The following is a 17,067-nucleotide window of genomic DNA, read 5'->3' as shown; positions in this document are numbered from 1 at the left end:
CCGTCGAGACAGCGGTGCCCCGTTCCTCCCTCCACTGGCGAGGCTCTGTTCCAGCGGAAGGCGACCGATAGGCATCAGCCTCAGCCCGACGCGGCGATCACGGAGCTGGCGCACGACCTGCCGACCCAAAGCCAGCCGGAGACCTCAGCTCGCCGGGCGCGGATCACTCTCATTCCGTCATCGCCTGACGCCGTCCAACTGGCTGGGCATCAACGGCAGCATGGAATGCTGGAGGGATCTTTGGCTCTTGAAGGGTGTCCATGTCCAACGTGCCGGTTGCTCGCCCGAAGATCGTTTGTCTGTGCGGTTCCCTCCGCTTCAGCAGGGAGTTTGCGACCGAGCGCACGCGCTTGACGCTCGATCTGGCGATCGTCCTGGCTCCGGAGGCCACCGAGGCGCCTGTGCTGGACCCTTTGCTCGTGCGGGCCTTGGGCGAGCTGCACCTCCGCAGGATCGACCTCGCAGATGAGGTACGAATCGTGAACCCGGGTGGCTACATCGGGGAGGCCACCCGCCGCGAGATCGCGTACGCCGACGCATTGGGCAAGCCCGTCACGTACTTCCACGAACTGGCGATGGGGGACAGCTAGTCGGTTTCTCTGACCCGACCGGCAGTACATCACCTAGTGTCGCGGATCTCCTGGCGGATCACACCCTCCCGCCGATCCCAGTTGCCGAATTTGGCTCTTATGGATCAAGGCGCGGACGTGCGCATGCGGCCCCCGGCCGTTCACCGCCCGCGCCCGCTCTCGGTGTCTTTCCTCAGTATCAAGGGGCATTGCCTCCGGAGGGGGGGCCTCACGACTCCGGGATGACGGGTCGATTTGGCCGGCTAGGGCGGAGGCGGGGCGGGTGCGTCTTCCCGTCTGCCGCTCAGCCCAGTCAGAGACCATCAGGAGCCACCAGCGGGGTCAAGGTCGTTCGTCCAGCGGGGCGCTCCACCTTGACTCCTCTGGTGGCTCCTGATCGCGCTACGCGTGGGCTGAACGGCAGACGGGAAGACGCCAGGCAGGAGTTGTGCGCGGAGGCGCTTTGCTAACGGGCTTGCTAACAGCGGCCACGGATCGGACCGGACACCCCTGGACAATCCACTAAATCGGTGTGTGTCCTCACGCGTGCTGTGGTCAACGATGGACGCCTCGAACCCGACTACGGATCAGAAGGTTGGGGGTTCGAATCCCTCCGAGCGCGCCAGCAAAACCTCAGGTCAGCCAGGTGGATGCCCTGGGGTTTTCGCGTTCCCGAGGTTGGTTGACTCAACGGTGTCAATTTTCACCTGCCGTCGACAAACGGCTGGTCCCCACGTCACTCGCCGTCCTGCTGGCCTGGGTAGGCAGCTATCAGGGGACGTCGCAGGTGCGGTGGCGACGCCGTCATGGCGCGCGATAGTGAGGAGCTGACTGCAAGCTGAGAGGGCTGTAGCCAGGGTCGAGATGAATGTGCCTCCGTCTGGTACCGATGGGTCCGACAGTGAGAGAAACCAGCGCGCCGGATCACGAAGACCAGCGGGCGCGCCAGACAGTCGGAACGCACCATCGACGACCTCGACGTGCACCGTCCCGCCCTAGACAGGTGCGACGACTCCGACATCTCGGCGATAGCGCGGAACCGACAGAGAGATCTCATCCACCGCGACAGTATGGCTCGCCGGCGGCGCGGACCGACGATCCGTGAACTCTGGATGACCGCTTCGAGTTCCAGGCGGCCCGGGCTGGTCCAGCTCGGACGCAGGGCCGCACTCCTCCTCAGCCGCTATTGACCAGATCCGCGACGCTGGACGAAGCGGCCGCCTGGGCTGCGGTGGACCCGAGGCGAGCCCTTAGGCGACAGAACCGCCTTGAATGCCGTGACCCTGCCGAGTTGACCCCTTATGGTCAAGGCGCGCGCGCCGGCCCAACGGGCAGAATGCTTCCTCCGGTTACGCATGACCAACTATCTCGAGCGACCTGTTCGGCATCTGATCGTCGGCCGGTAGGCCACGTCCCCTGGCCGCTCGATTGCCCAGCCTTCACGACACAGGTCAAGAGCGCAGAGCGTCCCGACGGGATCGAACAAGTGCGACCCTTGACCTGCGCCGCGCTGATCTGGGCTTGTAGCTATCAGGGAGACAGGGCAGGAGTGGACGGGTGTGTCACCTCGCAGTTGGGGAGGGCTTTGCCTTGGAATCTGGTTTCGAGCGCCCGCGCGCGGCGCGCCGTTCCTCGGCGTTCTTGGCTACCGCGCGTAACACGCGTTGATCAGCTCCCATGGTCCTGAGTACCTCTTGATAGAGAGCTGCTGCTTCATCCGCTGAGTACGTCTTATCGCCCATGCTGACCCCTCCCAGCTGGTTCTAATGCGAGGCTAGCGTCCATTGACAAGCTCGGCGAGGCCTGCCGCCGTGTCGTTGACGACGACTTTCACCGGTTGGCTGTCCAATAGGATCTTGTGCTGGCTCTGGTCGTCGTAGATGCGGTCGACCGCCAGACACCCTATGAAGTCACCGGTAGGACCCTTGATCGGCATTGCGAAGACCTCCGCGTATTTGCCAACCACTTCAATGAACTCCTGGCGACTGAAGCCACACTTGGTCCCGTCAGGGATCTTCGACCATTGCTCCTCGGTGATCTCCTTGGAGGCCCACCGGCGCGAACGTGGGAACAAGTCGACATGCTCGGGACGGTTCGAGTCCCAACACTTTCCGATCGCACCTTTTCCCCTGGCAAATCGCACCGACGATGGTTGTGGATAGTCGGACAGTCTCACTCGCTCGATGCGGTGTAGACGGGCCTCGCGTCCCACACGTAGGCCACTCCGGACGAAGCCTTTCCTTACCACGTAGACGTTTCCCCCGAGCTCCGTCACCTTCTCGTCGATGACGATCGAGAGCGCAACCAGCATCCCAAGGACCGGCTTGTGTACCGCTAGACGCCTTTCGTTGAGTGCAGGTCGCCTGAATTCCGTTCTGGCCTTAAGGACGCTGTCTATGCACACCAACGCCGCCGTGGCGACCAGCGTCCACGTGAGTACGCCCTTCACTGGGGGCCACTTAGCGTCTGTTAGAACCTTCTGGTCGTATAGCACCTTGAATACCGCGGCGATAAATACCGCCACCGCCACGGCCGCGGGACGCGTCCACCGCCAAGCGTGCCACCATTTTTTTTCGATCATCTGTCCCCCCCCGAGCCTATGTGTAGCGGAGAGTCGACGATCGCGCTACCCCTTGTTAAGGCGGCAGCACGATTTGTGAGGATTTTGGTGCTGAGGGTGTCCTCGAGCCGCTCAATCGGCGCAGTATCCGCTGCGACCACCAGTCACTCAGTGCGATCAGCGCGCGACTTGCATCCGGTGCTAGCCCAAGCTTCCACCTGGTGAGCCAGGTGCCTTGCTACCAGCCCGCCAACAGCGAGTTGGAGTAGATCGGACAACTGTGGACGTTGGGCAGTGTCGACGGCAGCCGTGAGTCAGGCGACGGCGCTGGTCGATCTCCTGACGCCGATTAGGGTGCGGGAATGGAGTTCTTTGTTTATGGGCGGGATCGGGTTGCGGCGGCTGGGCTCAAGGGGAGGTTGACCGGGGAGCACTGGGATTTTATGGATAGGTATGGGGAAGTGTTGGTTGCTCGGGGGCCGACGTTGACTGGGCAGGGGGACGAGGCTGAGTCGACGGGGAGCATGCACATCGTCGAGCTTCAGGATGTGGGGGCTGCTCGGGCGTTTGCCTATGAGGAGCCGTACTACCTGGGCGGGGTTTTTGAGTCGGTGTTGTTGTGCGGGTTTCGCAACGTGTCGGGGCGGACCATGTGGGACTTCGCCGACGCGGTTGATGGGTATGGGCGGTTCCTGGTGATCAGGATGGATGCGGGTGAGATCGCGCCGGTGGTGTCGGAGCACGTGATCTTGTACGGCGAACTGCTCGAGCTCGAGGGTGACGGGCGGCTTGGGTGGGCGGCGCTTGTGGAGGCGGCGGACATGGAAGACGCAGCGGCGGTGCTACCGGGCGGTGACGGCCGTACGGAGGTCCATCACTGGTGCTTCGGGGGTAGGTCCTCTTAGGTGGGGATCCAGGTGGGCCACCAGGGAGGGACGTTGCCGGGGCAGATGCCGGGCGACGAGGCCGGCGTACCGGCCCAGGAGTACAGAGCCAGGTCGGCGATCGTGATTGCGATGGCGGCGGCGAGAAGCGGGCTGAAGAAGCCCTTGCCGCCTCTGGTGAGGCGGTAGACGAGGGTGAACAGGGCGACGTTCACCACCACCGCGACGGGGAGCCCGACGTAGAGCAGGGTGGGCCCGTTGGCGACCTTGCCGATGTCGACCTGGCACGCGTCCCAGCTCCGCCGCGTCAGCGTCAGCAGCGCGATCGCCGCGCCGCCGCCGATCACCCAGGCCAGGAACGTCTCGCCGCGGCTGCCCTTCGAAATCGCCATGCGGTCACGGTAAGTGCTCTCGGGTTCCTCGGCCCGCTTGAGCGCGCCGGGCGGGTTGACCTTCGAGTTGGTCGAAGGCCGAGCATCGAGGGGTGACGGACGCACAGGCGACTCAGGCGTTGATGGAGCAACTGGCGGCCGCGGTCGAGGTGGGGCGTGGCGGGGATCGCGGAGCGGCGCGTGATCAGCTCGAGGCGCTCTGGGCTGACGTGGGCGAGGATGCGTTCGGTCGCTGCACGGTTGCGCACTACCTGGCTGATCTGCAGGAGACCACCGAGGACGAGTTGGACTGGGACCTGCGCGCTCTGCGGGCGTCCGAGGAGTTGACGGGCGAGCACGCGGGTCTGCAGGTGGAGGCGTTCCAGCCGTCGTTGCAGCTCAACCTGGCCGACGACTACCGGCGGCTCTCGCGGACGGACGAGGCGCGCCACCATCTCCGCCTCGCGCGTGAGCGGCTCGCAGTACTGGGTTCGGATGCGTACGACGACCTGATCCGCGGTGCCGTGGATCGAGTGGGTGAAGCCCTGGACTCCGGCTCGACCGAGCCTCTGCCGACCAACCCCTCCACCGTCGGCTAGCAGCCTGTACGGCGAACGTGGTGCCGGCCGAGACCGCGGTGTTGCGGGACGTCGGCGAGGGGCACTGGCAGAGTGTGCGCATGGATCGTTGGGTCGCCTCGCCGTTCCGGGTCGGGATCTCCGGGTGGAGGTACCCGCCCTGGCGCAAGGTGTTCTACCCGGACGGCTTGCCGCAGCGCGCGGAGCTCGAGTACGCCTCGCACCGGTTGAACTCGATCGAGATCAATGGGTCGTTCTACTCGCTCCAGCGGCCGTCGTCGTACCAGAAGTGGTACGACGAGACGCCGCCCGGGTTCGTCTTCACGGCCAAGGGGCCGCGGTTCGTCTCGCACATGAAGAAGCTCGCCGACGTGGACGCCCCGCTGGCCAACTTCTTCGCCTCCGGGGTGCTCGCGCTCGGCGAGAAGCTCGGGCCGATCCTCTGGCAGCTGCCGCCCACCCTGGGCTACGACCCGGACCGGCTCGCCGCGTTCTTCGAGTTGTTGCCCAGGACAACGGCCGAGGCCGGCGAACTGGCCGCCAAGCACGACGAGCGGATGAACGATCGGGCCTTGCTCCACAGCCCTGTGGACATCCCCATGCGCCACGCGATCGAAGTACGGCATCCTTCCTATGAGAAGGCGGAGTTCGTCGAACTACTGCGGGAACACGACATCGCGCTGGTCTGCGCAGACACTGCGGGCAAGTGGCCGATGCTCGACGACGTCACCTCGGACTTCGTCTACGTCAGGTTGCACGGCGCCGACGAGTTGTACGTCAGCGGTTACACCGACGACGAGCTCGACCGCTGGGCCGCGAAGATCCAGACCTGGCAGAAAGGCGGTACGCCGACCGACGGCCGCACGGTGGCTCCGCCTGCGCGGCGCAAGCGCCGCGACGTCTACGTGTACTTCGACAACGACGTGAAGGTCCACTCGCCGTACGACGCCGAGGCGCTCGCCGCCAGGCTCGGCGTCAACCCGCTGACCTGAGGCGGGGAACCCACGCTGCCGGATTCCCCGCCCAAGCCAAGATCAGAAGCCGGTGCGAACAGTACTGCGATCGTCGGCCAGCGGTACGTCGCTCAGACCCGCGCGGGTCTTGTTGCGCCAGGTTCGGGCGAGTGGTGAGAACGGGTGGTCAGCCGTGCGCCCCATATCGAGCACCGCGATGGACGAACTGCCGTCCGTGACGCACTGCGCGGCCCATTCGCCGTAGGGGTTGATCACGCCGGACGGGATCGCCGGGCTGTGATTGGCGATGACGGCATAGCTGATCCAGTAGGTGTTGGTGGCAGCGTGCCCTCGGGCCTCGGTGGGGGTCCCTGTGTTGGGCTCGGTCCCGGCGGTGTTGTGCGACACCAGGACACAGTCGACGTCGAGGCGCTCGTACGCGTGGAACAGCTCCGGGAAATGCACGTCCATCCCCAGCGCACAGCCGAACCGGAACCCATCGACCTCGAAGGTCACGGGCGCCGAGCCCGGGGTGTACATGTAGGTGATCTTCGTGTTCGACAAGGTGCGCTCGTCGTACCGCGTCGCGACCGCTCCCTGGTCGGAGATCACGTACTGGCTGTTGTGCGGCCTGGTCGGTTCGGTCAGGCGGTGGACCGAGCCGAGCACGGTCCACAACTTGAGCTCACCGGCCAGCGCTGCGATCGAGGCGAGCTCTTCGCGGAGCACGTCCCATTCGAAGCGGCTCCAATCGGCGTCGCCGACCTGGTCGGGTCCGTCGACGGACATCACGTACTTGCTGGGGAAGCAGGTCGCTCCCTCGGTGAAGTGCACGACCCGAGCGCCGGCGGCGCTGGCCTGCCGCATGAGCCGCCGCAGTTCGTTGCCGCTGGCGCGGAGTTGATCGATGTCGCGCGGGTCGTCGTAGCTGCTCGTCTGAGCGACGGCCAGGCGCAGGGTGGATTCCGGCATCACGTCTCCTGGTGGAGTCGGCCGGAAGTGCCTCAGAGCAGTCGTGTAGGACTCGCCGGTCTTGGCGGCACGGGCTCGAACCCGTCGCTTGAAATTCCCGTTGGCTGTCATCTGGCCTTCCACGTCCCGAACGGCAGTTCCCCAGCAACCACGCCCGAGACGATCGGACCATGACAATGACCTGAGACGGCAGTCCCTTTGCCTCCCGATGGACCGCGCTGGGGACGATCGCCGGAGGTGACGCGGAGGACACGCGCGCGACCATGCTGCCTACGCCCCCACCCCGCCGTCAAACCAACACGCCCACGAACCCGGTACTCCGAAGGCCGCGCCGCCTGCGGTCCGCAGTACGGCGCGCGCCCGCGTCCGGAGTACGGGGGCGCGCCGCGTCCGGAGTACGGGGCGCGCCGCGTCCGGAGCACGGGCGGGGATTCTTTTCGGGGCGGGTGCGAGTCTCAATCGGGGGCGGTCGGGTGGAACATCCGCCGGCGTGATCGGGTTGGGCTGAGAGAGTGGGGTTGACGGTTCGTGACGAGTTGGGAGTTCAGGTGAGCATTCGCGTCGGGTACAAGGCGTCCGCGGAGCAGTTCGGGCCGCGGGAGCTGGTGGAGTACGCGGTCCGGGCCGAGGAGCTCGGGCTCGACAGTGTGACGGTGTCGGACCACTTCCTGCCGTGGCGGCACGAGGGTGGGCACGCTCCGTTCGCGCTCGCGTGGATGGCGGCCGTCGGGGAGCGCACGAACCGGGTGCTGATCGGCACGTCCGTGCTGACGCCGACGTTCCGGTACAACCCGGCCGTGATCGCGCAGGCCTTCGCGACCATGGGCGTGCTCTACCCGGACCGGATCATGCTGGGTGTCGGCACCGGTGAGGCGCTGAACGAGATCGCCGTCTCGGGCCGCGAGTGGCCCGAGTTCAAGGAGCGGTTCGCGCGGCTGCGGGAGGCGGTCGACCTGATCCGCAACCTGTGGACCGAGGAGGGCGTCAGCTCCGACGGGCCGTTCTACAAGACGGTCGACGCGTTCATCTACGACCGGCCCGAGACGCCGCTGAAGATCTACGTGGCCGCCGGTGGACCGCTCGTCGCGAAGTACGCGGGCAGGGTGGGCGACGGGTTCATCGCGACCTCCGGCAAGGGCATGGACCTGTACACGGAGAAGCTGATCCCCGCGGTCAAGGAAGGCGCCGAGAAGGCCGGGCGCACCTTCGACCAGGTGGACCGGATGCTCGAGGTGAAGCTGTCGTACGACCGGGACCCGGAGCAGGCGCTGGAGAACACCCGGTTCTGGGCGCCGCTGTCGCTGACGTCCGAGCAGAAGCACAGCGTGCACAGCGCGACCGAGATGGAGCGCCTCGCCGACGAACTCCCGATCGAGCAGGTGGCGCAGCGGTGGATCGTCGCGTCCGACCCGGAGGAGGTCGTCGCGCAGCTTCAGCCGTACCTCGACGCCGGCTTCAACCACCTCGTGATGCACGGCCCGGGCAACGACCAGGAGCGGTTCCTCACCCAGTTCTCGGCGGACGTACTGCCGCTGCTGCGCAAGCTCGGGTGAACCCGGGCCTGCAGGACAACCGGCTGGATGCCTGACTTCGAGTTCGTTCGCGACGACGATCCGCGCCGCGCAGTACTGGAGCAAGCCGGCTACACCGTGGTCGGTGAGTCGTGGGGCGCGCGTTTGCGCGACCCCGATCGTGCGCTGCTGGAAGCAGCCGTACTCCGGGCTGCCGCGGCCGGGTTGTCCGTCCGCGAATTAGGCCCGGAGTACGCCCAAGCCCTGCGCGACTTGGAGACGACGAACGCGGCGGACTACCCGTACACGCCCGCGACAGCCCACACCGCACGGGACCTCGCTGGCACACAGGACCTCTGGCTTGAAGGCGGCCGAGTCTTCGGAGCCCTCGACGGCGAGCGGTTGGTGGGCGCAACGGTCATCCGGGCCGTCGAGGATCGCGCCGAGACGGCATTCACCTCTGTCTTGCCCGAGTACCGCGGCAAGGGCATCGGCCAAGCGGTCAAGGCCGCCTCGATCCTCGCCCTCCTGGCCGACGGCTGCACCCTCTTCGGCACCGGCGGAGCCGGCCTGAACGCCGCCAGCCTCGGCGCCAACGAAGCCCTCGGCTACACCGTCGAAGAACGCTGGTACAGCTACGCGCCACCAGGCGCGAAACACTAGCCTCGGACGATGCCGGACAACTCCCGTACTCCGCAGTCCTACGCGCAGGGTGAACTCGTCATCGTGGTCGACGTAGCCGATCTGAAGCGGGCGGCCGACTTCTGGACGCAGGTGCTCGGGTTCGTCCAGGAGGGCGATTCGAGTGGGCGTTATCTGAGTCTGCTCCCGGCGGACGGCAACGGCATCGAGGTGCTGCTGCAGAAGGTCGACGACAAGAAGCACGGCAAGAACCGGCTGCATCTCGATCTGCGGACGCACGATCTCGATGCGGAGGTCGACCGCGTCTGTGCTCTGGGTGCGTCCCTGATGACCGAGGAGCCGATCGTGGAGTCCTGCTGGACCTGGCACGTGCTCGCCGATCCCGACGGCAACGAGTTCTGCGTGCTTCAGTCGCCGTCCCAGCAGACCTGAACGGTCTCAGGTGGTGATGGTCACCGGGCGCTGAGGAGTCTGGAGCGGGTCAGAGGCCAGGCGGGCGTGGCGTTCCACGTCGAACCGGGTGCCGTCGTACGCGAGGCGCTGGCGCTCGAGGCCCTCGAACAGGAAGCCGGCGCTCGCTGCGACGCCGCAGGAGGCCGGGTTGTTCGTGCGGTGGCCGAGCTCTAACCGGTAGAGCCCGGCGTCGTGGTGGGCCCAGTCGACGAGAGCCCGCAGGGCATCCCGAGCGACTCCTTGGCCGCGGATGTCCGCGATGGTCCAGTACCACGTCCAGCCGACCTGGTGGCGGTCGATGTTGGTCACCGCCACACAGCCGATCGGGTGATCGTCGGCATCGGCGACGGCGTACACGTGTCCGTTGTCGAGGTCCGCGACCCGCCCGATCCAGTCGACCGCGGACGCGGTGTCGCGGATGCCGCCCTGGTTGATCATGTCGGGATCCTGATGAGCGGCGGTCAGCCGTAACGCGTCCGCCACGCGCCAGCGGCGCAGATCAAGCCTCGCCAGGTCATACCCCATTCAACGAGGCTACCGCCGCGCTCGCGCCGCGAAACCTCCAGACGGCGCGTACGCGATGACGCAGAGTGGCCCCATAGGGTTGGGGCATGACTTTCCTCGATTTCACGAATCAGGTTGTTCTTGTCACCGGAGCGAGTAGTGGGATCGGGGCCGCGGCCGCGGTGGGTTTCGCGGAGACCGGAGCCACTGTCGCGTTGCACTACCACCACAACGAGGAGGGTGTCCGGCACACGCTGAACGCGGTCGCGAGCGCGGGCGGGCAGGCGACGATCCACCAGGCCGATCTGGCGAACCCGGACTCGGCCGGCGCCCTCGTCGACGAGGTGCTCGCGCGGCACGGGAAGATCGACCTCCTGGTGAACAACGCCGGCGACCTGGTCAAGCGCGCGCCGGTGGTCGACGTACCGGACGAGGAGTTCCGCCGGATCATGGACGTGAACCTGACCTCGGTCTTCGCGATGAGCCGCCGGATCGTGCCGGTACTGCGGGCCCAGGGCGGCGGCGCGATCGTCAACGTCACCTCGATCGCGGGCCGGCACGGCGGAGGCGGCGGCTCGGTCGTCTACGCCACCAGCAAGGGCGCGGTGAGCACGTTCACCCGCGGCCTCGCGAAGGAGCTGGCGACCGACAACATCCGCGTCAACGCGATCTCGCCGGGCGTCATCAAGACCCCGTTCCACGACCGCCACACCGGCGAGGAGCAGATGCAGGGCATGCTCGCCACCATCCCGATGGGCCGCGCCGGCACCCCGCACGAATGCGTCGGCACCATCCTCTACCTGGCCTCCGACTCCATGAGCAGCTACGTAACCGGCCAGATCGTCGAGGTCAACGGCGGCCAGCTGATGCCGTAGTACAGGCCGCTTGCAGCTCCGAAGCCAGTACGCCGTACCGCGGTTAGACGGTACGGCGTACTTGGTGCGGCGAGTTGTCAGCCGTTGAGGAGGTCTTCGAACGGGGTCGGGGTGGTGTAGGGGTCGACCGAGGCGGTTTGGTCGTTGCTCATGGTGTTGACCAGTTCGTTGGCGGCTCGTTCGATGCGGGCGTGAAGCTTGGTTGCTCCCGCGCCCCAGTCGGTCGAGGCGGCGTAGACGCCGGTCGGGATCGGATTCGCTTGCAGGTAAGCGAAAAGCGGACGCAGTGCGTAGTCCAGCACCAGCGAGTGGCGCTCCGTCCCGCCCGTTGCCGCGAGCAACACCGGCTTGCCGGCCAGGGCCTTGTCGTCGACCACGTCGAAGAACATCTTGAACAGCCCGTTGTACGACGCGCTGAAGGTCGGCGTCACCGCGATCAACGCGTCGGCCGCGACGACGGTGTCCAGGACCTTGCGCAGGCTCTCGGTCGGGAACCCGGTCAGCAGGTTGTTCGTCAGGTCGTGCGCGTGGTCGCGCAGCTCGATGATCTCGACCTTGTACGGCGTCCCGCGGCCGTCCAGGGCATCCCGGACGGCGGCGGCCAGCTGGTCGGCAAGCAGCCGGGTGGACGACGGGACGGTCAGTCCGGCCGTCACCACGGCGATGATGCGTTCCTTCATCGGGTCCCCTCCAGCCCCACGACCTCCGGGCTCACGGTCTCCAGTTCGCGGGCCTGCTCGGCGGCCGCCTTCAGTGAAGCATGGGTCGGCGCCTCCGGCACCTGGGCCGGGCGCTTCGCCTCGAACTCCTTACGCAGGACCGGAACGACCTCGGAGCCGAGGATGTCCAGCTGCTCCAGCACCGTCTTCAGCGGCAGGCCGGCGTGGTCCATCAGGAACAGCTGCCGCTGGTAGTCGCCGAAGTGCTCGCGGAACGACAGTGTCCGCTCGATCACCTGCTGCGGGCTGCCCACGGTCAACGGGGTCTCCCGGGTGAAGTCCTCCAGCGAGGGCCCGTGGCCGTAGACCGGCGCGTTGTCGAAGTACGGGCGGAACTCCTTGACGGCGTCCTGCGAGTTCTTCCGCATGAACACCTGTCCGCCGAGTCCGACGATCGCCTGGTCGGCGGCGCCGTGCCCGTAGTGCTCGAAGCGGCGGCGGTACAGGTCGATCATCTGCTTGGTGTGCGAGATCGGCCAGAAGATGTTGTTGTGGAAGAAGCCGTCGCCGTAGTACGCGGCCTGCTCGGCGATCTCGGGGCTGCGGATCGAGCCGTGCCACACGAACGGCGGTACGTCGTCCAGCGGCCGTGGCGTCGAGGTGAAGCCCTGCAGCGGGGTGCGGAACTTGCCTTCCCAGTCGACCACGTCCTCGCGCCACAGGCGGCGCAGCAGCGCGTAGTTCTCGACCGCCAGGGCGATGCCGTTGCGGATGTCCTGCCCGAACCACGGGTAGACCGGGCCGGTGTTGCCGCGGCCCATCATCAGGTCGACCCGGCCGTCGGCCAGGTGCTGCAGCATCGCGTAGTCCTCGGCGATCTTCACCGGGTCGTTCGTGGTGATCAGCGTGGTCGAGGTGGACAGGATGATCTTCGACGTCTGCGCCGCGATGAAGCCCAGCATCGTCGTCGGCGAGGACGGCACGAACGGCGGGTTGTGGTGCTCGCCCTGGGCGAAGACGTCCAGGCCGACCTCTTCGGCCTTGACCGCGATGGCGACCATCGCCTTGATCCGCTCGGCCTCGCTCACGGTCCGGCCGGTGGTCGGATCCTGGGTCACGTCGCCGACGGTGAACACACCGAACTGCATCTGAGCTCCTTGGTCTCTTTCAGTGACTATTCAAGATTAAACTATCTTGCCCTCCTCAACGGCAACCCGGGGTGCGGTATTCCATCCTCGCGTACCGGCCGACCGGCCCCGACCTCTTGTCAGATCCCGGTCCACCTGGTGAAACTAGGTCCCGCCACGCGAAACCTCACCGTCCCGAGGAGCATCACCCATGCCACAGAACCACCCCAAGCTCAGCCGCCGCCTCCTGCTTGGCCGGGGATGTCGCCGGGACGCGGGAGTACGACTGGCCGACGAAGGCGCCGCAGCTCACGACCGGGTCGGGTGGTCAGTACATCCAGTACGCGACCCTGCAGTGGCCGGTGCGGATCGAGGCTGTGCTCGGTGATCGATTGGTGAGGTTGGCCCAGCCGGTGCGGTACGACCTGCGTCCGGCCTGGCCGTCGCGGCTCCGGGAGATCGGGCCGACGGTGCACGACGTCGGGGTGGAGTCGCTGACGATCCGCAATGAGCTCCGGCCGATGACGATCCACAACCGCCATCCAGGGTCGAACGGCCTTTGTTTCCAGGCGGTTCACGACTGCTGGGCCGACGACGTCCGGGTGGAGAACTGCGATCTCGGCTTCGGTTTCACCACCACCAAGGCCGTCACGCTGACCGATGTCGTGGTCGGCGGCCGGTCCGCGCACCACAGCTTCGCCTGCCGGATGCAATCACACGACAATCTGGTGGACGGCTTCGAGATCGAGCAGTTCACCGTCCCGCTGCCGACCGGGGCCCTCCATCACGGGTTGAACCTGGAGGGCCTGTCGGCCGGCAACGTCTGGCGCCGCGGCCGGATGGCCGAAGGCACCTTCGACACCCACCGGGCGATGCCGTTCGAGAACGCGCGGACCGACATCACCCTGGTCAACAACGGCCGCGTCGGCGGTTCAGCTGCCTCCGGCCCGCTGTTCGGCGCGCGGATCGCCCACTGGAACGGTCGCCGACCTGGAGGCCGCCCAACGAGCCCGTCGCCAGGACTGACGGACTGGGCTCAGAGGCTCTGGGAGGCCAGGAGGGATTCGTCGCCGGTCAGGGCGGCGGCGATCCGGCGGTGCTTGGTGGCCTCGTCGGCCCGGGAGAGGCGTTCGAGGGTGCGGGCCATCAGCAGGTGGGCGTAGGACTCGGTCGGCGCACGGTCGAGGATCTCGACCAGGTGCTCCTCGGCGGGCTTGAGGAGGGCGGAGTGGAAGTAGGCGCGGGCCAGGAGCAGCCGCGTGCCGATGTCGTCCGGGGTCTCCTCGACGATGGGGAGCAGGGCCCGGATCGCGCCCCGGTAGTCCCGCTCCTCGAAGTACTGCTGGCCGAGGCCGTAGCTCAATGCGCGCATGTCTTCCATGGTCAAACCTCCGTCTCGGCTGAAGAACAACGGCAGCCGTAACGCCCCGCAGTACCGGCCTATTCCACCGGTACTGCGGGGCGTGGGGCAGAGGTGATCAGGCGGCGTCGAGGGCGGCGACCTGGTCCGGGGTCAGTGTCACGTCGATCGCGGTGTAGGAGTCGCGGATGGTCTCGGGACGGCTCGAACCGGGGATCGGGATGACGTGCGGCGACTTGGCCAGCATCCAGGCCAGCGTGAGCTTCTGCGGGCTGATGCCGAGCTCGGTGGCGATGCGGTGGAAGGCAGGGTGCTTGTCGCCCAGGTCGCCGGCCTTGCTGATGCCGCCGAGCGGGGACCACGGGAGGAACGCGATGCCGAGCTCGTCACACAGCTCCAGCTCGGGCTCGCTGGACCGGAAGGCCGGCGAGAACTGGTTCTGGACCGAGACGAGCCGGCCGCCGAGGATCTCGTTGGCCTGGCGGATCTGGTCCGGGTTCGCGTTCGAGATGCCGGCCATCCGGATCTTGCCCGCGTCGAGCAGGTCCCGGATCGCGCCGATCGACTCCTCGTACGGCGTCTTCGGGTCCGGCCGGTGGAACTGGTAGAGGCCGATCGCGTCGACCCCGAGTCGCTTGAGGGACGCCTCGGCCGCCTGCTTGAGGTAGTCGGGCGAGCCGTTCAGCGTCCAGGAGCCGTCGCCCGGACGGAGGTGGCCGCCCTTGGTCGCCACCAGCACGCCGGACGTGTCGCCGCCGTACGTGGCGAGTGCCTTGGCGATCAGCGTCTCGTTGTGGCCGTCGTCGGTCGCGGTCAGGTGGTACGCGTCGGCCGTGTCGATCAGCGTGATCCCGGCGTCCAGCGCGGCGTGGATGGTCGCGATCGACCGGTCCTCGTCGGGCCGGCCCTCGATCGACATCGGCATACCGCCGAGCCCGATCGCGCTGACCTCGACATCGCCGATCCGGCGGGTCTTGTTCGTTTCAGATGCCATGCGTCTAGCGTTGCGCGGCGCGAATCAGTATTCCAACAGGAAAAAACACTAAGAGTCAGTGCTGTTGACGATGAATGCTTCCGGGGAGGCTCAGGCGAGGTGCACGTGCGGGTTGCGGTCCTCGACCACGTAGGTCGCTCGGGTGCTGATCGGCGCATCCGGCTGGCTCACGAACGGAACGACCCGGAAGTCCGAGCGCCAGCGGTGCTGGTCGACGGTCACCCGGACGTAGCCGCGACACGGCAGGATGGGGCGCATGCAGAACGATGAGCGGATCCGCCGGGCCCGGCCGGACGACGTACCGGCGATCGTCGACCTGGTCTACGGGCTGGCGGAGTACGAGCGGGCGCCGCAGGAGTGCCGGTTGACCGCGGAGCAGTTGCAGGGGGCCTTGTTCGGCGACAAGCCGGCCGTCTTCTGCCATGTCGCGGAGACCGGTGGCGAGGTGGTCGGCTGCGCGCTGTGGTTCCTGAACTTCTCCACCTGGCGCGGCGTGCACGGCATCTATCTGGAGGACCTCTTCGTCCGCCCGGAGCAACGGGGTTCCGGCCTCGGCAAAGCCCTCCTCATCGCTCTCGCCCAGGAGTGCGTCAGCAACGGCTACGAACGCCTCGAGTGGTCCGTCCTCGACTGGAACACGCCCGCCATCGACTTCTACAAGTCCCTCGGCGCTCTGCCCCAGGACGAGTGGACCACCTTCCGCCTAACCGACACCGCCCTGACGCAGCTCGGCAGCTAGTACTGCGGAGTTGGTGCGGGTCCACTCCTCGGTCTGGCGGAGCTGGGCTGGGATGTCCAGGGCGACAAGGCGGGCCTTTGCCGGGTTGCCCTCGGCCGCCTCGGTCTCGATCCCGGTCCAGGTGCGGTGTTGCCACCAGAGGATCGTGTCGATCAGGTCTGACGTGTCGGCCGGGCCGTAGGCGTCGAGCAGGGCGCGCCATTGGGTGGCGACGTGGGCCGGGCTGCCGGGAGTGGAGTACTGCCAGCAGATGAAGGCGATGTCGTGGATGCGGCGGCCAGGGGCGGCGATGTCCCAGTCGATGAAGGCAATCGCCTCGGCGCCGTCCGCGGAGTACACGGTGTTCTTCGGGGAGAGGTCGTTGTGGCAGACGACCTCCTGGTCGCCCGCCAGCGCAGTACCGGCGGTGAGGTCGTGGAACTCGCGGACCAGGCGGCCGACGGAGCGCAGTACCGGGTCGGTGGAGATCGCGGGCTTGTGCGGCTCCTGCCAGGCGACGTACCCGTCGATGAAGCTGAGGATCTCCCGGCCCTCGTCGTCGATCCCGAGGAACCGCGGGGCGCCGGGCCACTCGTCGAGGGCCCGGAGCAGGTCGTGCACGAAGGCGGCCCGCGCGGCCGGCTCGCGCCGTACGGTGTCGCCCTTGCGGATCACCACGGTCACGAATCCACCCGGCAGCGGTTGCTCGTCCACCGCACCACCCTCTCCCAGCCGTGACGTTGACCGCACTTCCTTTCTCCCCCGGTACGCCGAACCGGGCCGGCCGTGATCTAGTCGGACCCGTGGAACGACCTGGGAACGAGATGAGCCAGCAACTGATCAGCCGGATCGCGCAGGTGCTGTTCTGGCTGGCGCTGGGTGGAGTCGTCGTCGGCTACCTGATCGACACCCAGGGGCCGGAGCCGCTGATCCTCGGGATCGCCGCTCTGGTCGTGGCGCTGAGCGCTTTCCTGGCGCTCAGGAGCTTCCGGATGGGCGTGCGGTACGGAGCTGAGGGGATCGAGGTCCGCGGCTTGGTGCGGAGCCGGCGGATCCCCAGGGACCGGATCATCCGGATCACCGACTTCCCGGCGGTCCGCTGGCAGTCGGCCATCGGCAAGGCCCGCTGGACCCCGATCTTCGCGTTCTACGGAGTCGGCCAGCTCGCCTCGATCGAGCGCTACAACCAGTTCTGCATCCTCCGCCTCAAGACCTGGGACGACGATCGCCACAGCAAGCCCCGCCCCAACCCCAACAACCCTCGCCGCCCCCGCAAACCCCGTCGCGACAAGTAGCCGCCGACGGCCGGGGCCCACGTCTCCCGCGCCGCCTCGTTG

The 17,067-nt window shown here is 67.1% G+C and carries 20 protein-coding genes; 10 read left to right on the top strand and 10 right to left on the bottom strand.

Annotated features, from left to right (window positions below; genetic code table 11):
• The first annotated feature begins 350 nt into the window (after positions 1-350).
• The gene (locus EV648_RS10655) at positions 351-590 is read left to right on the top strand and encodes a hypothetical protein (protein WP_241995025.1); all 240 of its coding nucleotides are present in this window, start codon (positions 351-353) and stop codon (positions 588-590) included.
• Positions 591-2,343: 1,753 nt separating this feature from the next.
• Here EV648_RS10655 and EV648_RS10650 read toward each other — a convergent pair.
• Complete coding sequence (locus EV648_RS10650) at positions 2,344-3,150, bottom strand: hypothetical protein (protein ID WP_132288362.1); 807 nt, start codon at positions 3,148-3,150, stop codon at positions 2,344-2,346.
• A 341-nt stretch (positions 3,151-3,491) separates the two neighbouring features.
• Between EV648_RS10650 and EV648_RS10645 the strand changes: the two genes are divergently transcribed.
• A complete protein-coding gene (locus tag EV648_RS10645) occupies positions 3,492-4,034 on the top strand; it encodes a YciI family protein (protein ID WP_132288359.1) in 543 nt (180 codons plus the stop codon).
• Here the strand turns inward: EV648_RS10645 and EV648_RS10640 are convergent.
• Positions 4,031-4,405: a hypothetical protein gene (locus EV648_RS10640; RefSeq protein WP_241995024.1), complete on the bottom strand. Its 375-nt coding sequence runs from the start codon at positions 4,403-4,405 to the stop codon at positions 4,031-4,033. The genes EV648_RS10645 and EV648_RS10640 overlap by 4 nt on opposite strands.
• A gap of 92 nt (positions 4,406-4,497) precedes the next feature.
• Between EV648_RS10640 and EV648_RS10635 the strand changes: the two genes are divergently transcribed.
• A complete protein-coding gene (locus EV648_RS10635) occupies positions 4,498-4,983 on the top strand; it encodes a hypothetical protein (protein WP_199234524.1) in 486 nt (161 codons plus the stop codon).
• An 80-nt stretch (positions 4,984-5,063) separates the two neighbouring features.
• Positions 5,064-5,954 (top strand): DUF72 domain-containing protein, encoded by an 891-nt coding sequence (locus EV648_RS10630; protein WP_132288356.1) that lies wholly within the window; start codon positions 5,064-5,066, stop codon positions 5,952-5,954.
• A gap of 42 nt (positions 5,955-5,996) precedes the next feature.
• On the opposite strand, the gene EV648_RS10625 is transcribed toward EV648_RS10630, so the two are convergent.
• The gene (locus EV648_RS10625; protein WP_241995023.1) at positions 5,997-6,887 is read right to left on the bottom strand and encodes a carbon-nitrogen hydrolase family protein; all 891 of its coding nucleotides are present in this window, start codon (positions 6,885-6,887) and stop codon (positions 5,997-5,999) included.
• Between the two features lie 548 nt (positions 6,888-7,435).
• Here EV648_RS10625 and fgd point away from each other — a divergent pair.
• The 3 genes from fgd to EV648_RS10610 are packed head-to-tail and all read left to right on the top strand — an operon-like array spanning position 7,436 to position 9,472.
• Complete coding sequence (gene fgd / locus EV648_RS10620) at positions 7,436-8,440, top strand: glucose-6-phosphate dehydrogenase (coenzyme-F420) (protein ID WP_132288350.1); 1,005 nt, start codon at positions 7,436-7,438, stop codon at positions 8,438-8,440.
• Positions 8,441-8,467: 27 nt separating this feature from the next.
• Positions 8,468-9,061: a GNAT family N-acetyltransferase gene (locus EV648_RS10615; RefSeq protein WP_132288347.1), complete on the top strand. Its 594-nt coding sequence runs from the start codon at positions 8,468-8,470 to the stop codon at positions 9,059-9,061.
• A gap of 9 nt (positions 9,062-9,070) precedes the next feature.
• Positions 9,071-9,472: a VOC family protein gene (locus EV648_RS10610; protein WP_132288344.1), complete on the top strand. Its 402-nt coding sequence runs from the start codon at positions 9,071-9,073 to the stop codon at positions 9,470-9,472.
• A 6-nt stretch (positions 9,473-9,478) separates the two neighbouring features.
• Here the strand turns inward: EV648_RS10610 and EV648_RS10605 are convergent, their stop codons facing one another.
• Positions 9,479-10,018: a GNAT family N-acetyltransferase gene (locus tag EV648_RS10605; protein WP_132288341.1), complete on the bottom strand. Its 540-nt coding sequence runs from the start codon at positions 10,016-10,018 to the stop codon at positions 9,479-9,481.
• An 86-nt stretch (positions 10,019-10,104) separates the two neighbouring features.
• Here EV648_RS10605 and EV648_RS10600 point away from each other — a divergent pair, with 86 nt between their 5' ends.
• Positions 10,105-10,872: an SDR family NAD(P)-dependent oxidoreductase gene (locus EV648_RS10600; protein ID WP_132288338.1), complete on the top strand. Its 768-nt coding sequence runs from the start codon at positions 10,105-10,107 to the stop codon at positions 10,870-10,872.
• A gap of 77 nt (positions 10,873-10,949) precedes the next feature.
• On the opposite strand, the gene EV648_RS10595 is transcribed toward EV648_RS10600, so the two are convergent.
• From EV648_RS10595 to EV648_RS42540, 5 genes are all read right to left on the bottom strand, one after another.
• Positions 10,950-11,552, bottom strand: coding sequence for an FMN reductase (locus EV648_RS10595; RefSeq protein WP_132288335.1), 603 nt, complete (start codon positions 11,550-11,552; stop codon positions 10,950-10,952).
• Positions 11,549-12,679: an LLM class flavin-dependent oxidoreductase gene (locus EV648_RS10590; RefSeq protein WP_132288332.1), complete on the bottom strand. Its 1,131-nt coding sequence runs from the start codon at positions 12,677-12,679 to the stop codon at positions 11,549-11,551. Before EV648_RS10590 ends, EV648_RS10595 begins: the two co-directional genes overlap by 4 nt.
• Positions 12,680-13,694: 1,015 nt before the next feature.
• Complete coding sequence (locus EV648_RS10585) at positions 13,695-14,039, bottom strand: tetratricopeptide repeat protein (protein WP_132288329.1); 345 nt, start codon at positions 14,037-14,039, stop codon at positions 13,695-13,697.
• A 97-nt stretch (positions 14,040-14,136) separates the two neighbouring features.
• Positions 14,137-15,012 carry an aldo/keto reductase gene (locus tag EV648_RS10580; RefSeq protein ID WP_132288326.1) on the bottom strand — a complete coding sequence of 292 codons (876 nt, stop codon included), beginning with the start codon at positions 15,010-15,012 and terminating at the stop codon, positions 14,137-14,139.
• 90 nt (positions 15,013-15,102) lie between these two features.
• The gene (locus EV648_RS42540; RefSeq protein ID WP_158293958.1) at positions 15,103-15,270 is read right to left on the bottom strand and encodes a hypothetical protein; all 168 of its coding nucleotides are present in this window, start codon (positions 15,268-15,270) and stop codon (positions 15,103-15,105) included.
• Between EV648_RS42540 and EV648_RS10575 the strand changes: the two genes are divergently transcribed.
• Positions 15,269-15,751, top strand: coding sequence for a GNAT family N-acetyltransferase (locus EV648_RS10575; protein ID WP_132288323.1), 483 nt, complete (start codon positions 15,269-15,271; stop codon positions 15,749-15,751). The two genes, EV648_RS42540 and EV648_RS10575, sit on opposite strands and share 2 nt — an antisense overlap.
• Here EV648_RS10575 and EV648_RS10570 read toward each other — a convergent pair.
• On the bottom strand, positions 15,716-16,444 hold the full coding sequence (locus tag EV648_RS10570) for a phosphotransferase (RefSeq protein ID WP_132288320.1): 729 nt from the start codon (positions 16,442-16,444) through the stop codon (positions 15,716-15,718). The genes EV648_RS10575 and EV648_RS10570 overlap by 36 nt on opposite strands.
• A gap of 89 nt (positions 16,445-16,533) precedes the next feature.
• On the opposite strand from EV648_RS10570, the gene EV648_RS10565 reads away from it, so the two are divergent.
• The gene (locus tag EV648_RS10565) at positions 16,534-17,025 is read left to right on the top strand and encodes a hypothetical protein (protein WP_132288317.1); all 492 of its coding nucleotides are present in this window, start codon (positions 16,534-16,536) and stop codon (positions 17,023-17,025) included.
• Positions 17,026-17,067: the final 42 nt, after the last annotated feature.

Source organism: Kribbella sp. VKM Ac-2568 (assembly GCF_004345365.1).
Taxonomy (GTDB): Bacteria; Actinomycetota; Actinomycetes; order Propionibacteriales; family Kribbellaceae; genus Kribbella; species Kribbella orskensis.
The sequence above is the reverse complement of the archived record's forward strand: the minus strand, read 5'-3'. Positions and strand labels throughout refer to the sequence as shown.